This is a genomic window from Streptomyces sp. NPDC058231, assembly GCF_042882275.1.
Classification (GTDB): domain Bacteria; phylum Actinomycetota; class Actinomycetes; order Streptomycetales; family Streptomycetaceae; genus Streptomyces.
Genome location: NZ_JBHVWN010000152.1, coordinates 1 through 3241 on the forward strand (window position 1 = coordinate 1; position 3241 = coordinate 3241).

General features: G+C 65.7%; 4 protein-coding genes. All 4 read right to left on the minus strand.

Annotated elements, in window-relative coordinates:
- Window positions 1-721: 721 nt before the first annotated feature.
- The 4 genes from ACFVXE_RS38835 to ACFVXE_RS38850 all read right to left on the minus strand — a co-directional run bounded on the left by ACFVXE_RS38835 (window position 722) and on the right by ACFVXE_RS38850 (window position 2810).
- Complete coding sequence (locus tag ACFVXE_RS38835) at window positions 722-985, minus strand: DUF6000 family protein (RefSeq protein ID WP_389678488.1); 264 nt, start codon at window positions 983-985, stop codon at window positions 722-724.
- 107 nt (window positions 986-1092) lie between these two features.
- Entirely contained in the window at window positions 1093-1638 is a 546-nt protein-coding gene (locus ACFVXE_RS38840; RefSeq protein ID WP_389678482.1) for an Imm21 family immunity protein, read from the minus strand.
- 25 nt (window positions 1639-1663) lie between these two features.
- Window positions 1664-2389 (minus strand): HEAT repeat domain-containing protein, encoded by a 726-nt coding sequence (locus tag ACFVXE_RS38845; protein ID WP_389678484.1) that lies wholly within the window; start codon window positions 2387-2389, stop codon window positions 1664-1666.
- Between the two features lie 28 nt (window positions 2390-2417).
- A complete protein-coding gene (locus tag ACFVXE_RS38850) occupies window positions 2418-2810 on the minus strand; it encodes a CPCC family cysteine-rich protein (protein ID WP_389678486.1) in 393 nt (130 codons plus the stop codon).
- Window positions 2811-3241 lie beyond the last annotated feature (431 nt).

The window sequence follows — 3241 nt, forward strand, 5'->3', positions numbered from 1 at the left end:
ATCGGGGCGACCCTCCGCCTTGCGATCGCACGCACCAGACGCCGCCGAGCCCGCCCTCCGGGCGGACGGCGCTACTTTCGAAACACGCCCTAGGGGCGTGTGCCACCGTGAGGCTCCGTCCGGGCGGGCGTGGAGCGGGCCCCCCGTACGCTCCCCGCCGTAGACTTATCAGGGAGCCTGAGCCTTGCCAGACGTCCAGGTCAGGCGGGCCCCGCGAGATTGATCCCTCCAAGGGCGGCGGAATTGTAGTTTTCTACGGTTCCGGTCATCGCGGGCACTCTCTCCGATGAGCGGAAGCCTCTGCCTCGCTCCATGAGCGGTGGAATCCCCTCAGGAAGGACGTGGGCCAGATGAGCCACTTTGTGAGCCAGGTGCCCATCAGCGACATCACAGTGGCCGCTTCGGCTGTGCGCTGGATTTTCCCCGTCGGTATAGCAGTGGTCGTAGTCGCTGTTCTGCTTGGCCTGGTCTGGTGGGACGCGCGCCGTCGGTCTCGGGCACGACAGCAGGGACCACAGGCCGAGCATTTCTCCCGAAGCCAGCGGCCTTTGAGGGCTGCAGACGATTTCGGGGAAGGTCTCAGCCCATATGAGCTCAACCGGCCCTCTTCGCCAGGCGCACGCAAGGATGACAACGGTGGGGCTTTTGGCAGTGGGGGACCCGGCGGCTGACAGGCCGACGACATCGGCGGCACTTGCCGAGATCATCGCGCGGTCAAGATCTATTTTCGATACCGCTCCTCGCGTGGACAAATCCTTGCCCTCCCCAAGCCGAGGGCTGTCCCGCGGGACACACCAATCTGCTGGCGGAACTTGTGGCGTCGCCCCACACCGACCAGCCAGGATGCGGTGAGGCGGGCCCGCCACTCGAAGTCGAAGAGCGCCTCCAGCTCCTCGTCCGTGATAGCGGTGGTGTCGTGGACCATGCCGCGCACGAATCGTTTGCGAACGGCGCCTTCCTGGCGGGTGAAGTGGCCGCTGAGTATCTCGCCTTAGCGTCCGAGAGGGGCAGAACGGCTGCGCCCGGTCGTGACGTAGCGTTCGATGACGTACCCGTATCCGATCTCTGCCGGGTGCTGGATAGGCATGCGCGTCACCTTCCGTGCGGCGTGATTCGGACGAGGACGAACGAGGTGCGAGGGTTCGGCTCGACGTACGCGTACTCGGCCGCGTAGACACCGGCAGGCAAGTCGATGGGCAGGTGATTGTCCGGCTGGTGGTCGGGCAGGTCGGTGCCGGACCAGGCAGCGTCGAAGAGGACGACCGGGCCGGCGGGAAGGGTCCACTGCACGGGGGATTGCCATTCGGCCAAGGTGAGGGCGGGGTCGAGTGCGGCGAGGATGTCGCTCTCGGAGTCGGCTCCGCTCCACCGGATGAAGAGCATGCGGTCCGGCAGGAAGGTTGTGGTGTCGGGACTGTCGGCCAGTACCAGGGCCTCGGCGCATCCCACGTGCAGCGTGCCTATGTAGTCGTCGATCTGGCAGGCCCGGCCGTAGTCGCCCGAGCCGCTGAACTTGTCTGCGCTCGTGGCCTCCGTATCCGTGCACCAAGAAGCCACGGCCGATTCGGGCACGACGACCAGTGGGCCGCCACCGGATTCGACCCACAGCAACGGCTTGCGCGGAGTGGCATCAGACACGCCGGGAAGGCTAACTGGCGATCACCTACGGGTGGAGATCGGTGTGGTCGATCCACGTAATGGTGACGACGATGTTCTCGTCGCAGGGGGCTTCTGTGGCTTCGAGCAGCGCCCATTCGCGGGCCGATTCGACCAACTCCGGCCAAGGTCTTTCCCAGTCGAGCTGCCAGTCCAGGTCGGGGCCGGAGATGCCGTATGTGCGGTCGCCTTCGATCTTCCAGAACTGGCTGTATAGGACGAGCTGATCATGGTCGGCAAGCTCGTTGACGACCTCGATGTAGTGAGCGGACGGCCAGGCGGGCTCGCTGAAGCTGGTCATGCTGCACAGTCGGGCCGCCGACAGGGGCACGACTGGATGGCGGGCCCCGAGTTCCGTGAGCGCAAACCGGAAGCCCACTGGCTCACTCCAGTCCGGCGGCGTCGCCCGCTCCATGCAGGCGCGGTACGCGCGCCACAAGGGCTCGACCGCGTCTCTGATCTCCAGATCCGCGAGGGCCAGTGCCGCCCACTCCCGCACGGTGCTGTTGTCACTGGCCAGCAACTCGATCAGTGCGGGGCCGCAGCGTGGGTCTGCGACCTCCTCGAAGACCTCGATGGCGGTCAGCTGGCCGAAGGTTCCGAGGGATGGCAGGCCGTCGATGATGACGGGGATGGCGGGGCTACCGATGTGGATCAGCTCGGCGCGGGCATCCATGGACTCGTCCGCAGCGCCGTCCATCTGCTGGACGAGGGCTGCGATGCGGGATGCCATGCGGGGATCCTCTCGGGAGCGGGTGGGCTCAGTCTGCGTCAGGTGAGGTGTCTCGGCGCCAGAAGGTTGGCAGCCACCAGCACAGCACCGAGCGGTCCTCGGGCCATGGGGCTCGCTCCGCTGCGTCCCAGTCCTCGAAGGAGTCGCGGGCCTGATCGATGGGGCGCCACGTCGGATCGAGCGGCTCGTCTGGCGCCGGCGGCCGTACGTACCGCTGGCCATGGTGGTCGCAGGCGCCGAAAGACCGGTAGTTCTGCTGGGCCTCGATGAGGGATACGCGGTTGGCTCCGCCAGCCATCGTGGGCCAACGGAACTGAACGCCGTCGTCTTCCCAGAAGCAGATGGGACAGACCTCGTAGGAGCCGGGCATCTCGTCGAGGACGAGATGCCCGCAGCACGGACACGGGAATGGGCTGCTCATCGGCGCAGTGTGGACGATGACTCACTCGCCTCACCACTGGGTTTCCGAGGTCACTCGGGCCACGCCTTGCGTGAGCGATGCGTGAGCGGACGGGGAAGCACACGTTGGATCAAGCGGCACGCGCGGAAACAGTGCCGTGCTCCTGACCAGGCAAGACAGGACGCGGCGTGCAACCACGGCACTACCCGTCACGATCTTGCAGGCCCTCGTAATGCGTAGGTCTCATTACTTGAAGACGTGCGCCGACTGCACTCCAGGGCAGTCCCTGACAGCGCTGAAAGCCAAGAATGCCCGGGTCAAGGCCCATCCAGTCAGCACATCGATGATGTTCGCCGTTAGCCTCGCGCTTTCATGAAGCGGGCGGTCCGGCAGGTGATCAGGACAGCGAAAAGTGCCTCTGACCAGCAAGAATGAGGATTGTCGAGGTCCTT